Below are 255 nucleotides of genomic sequence, written 5' to 3'. Positions count from 1 at the left end.
ACGCGGCCTGTCGGGGTGCTGCATGCCTCCGGCCATATCCTGAACGTCAACACCAAGGGGCTGGAACTGGCCGGGGTGCTGAAGGAGGGGACCAACCATCCGGGCCTTCCGTTGGGTGAGGTTGGCGTGCCGACGGGGGTGGTGAATAGCGCCGAGATCATCATGCCCGCAGGCAAGCTTGTGGGCCTGGCTCGCGCCGGTCTCGCCTCGGCCGTGGAGGGAGGGCGGCACGGTGCGCGGGGTTGCGTGCGGGCG

Annotated in this window: 1 pseudogene; it reads left to right on the top strand. The window is 69.8% G+C overall.

Annotated elements, in window-relative coordinates:
* A pseudogene (locus AB2B41_RS23620) lies at positions 1 to 255 on the top strand (amidohydrolase); the annotation flags it as partial.

This window comes from Sulfitobacter sediminis (genome assembly GCF_040811725.1).
GTDB classification, from domain to species: domain Bacteria; phylum Pseudomonadota; class Alphaproteobacteria; order Rhodobacterales; family Rhodobacteraceae; genus Sulfitobacter; species Sulfitobacter sediminis.
The sequence above is the reverse complement of the archived record's forward strand: the minus strand, read 5'-3'. Positions and strand labels throughout refer to the sequence as shown.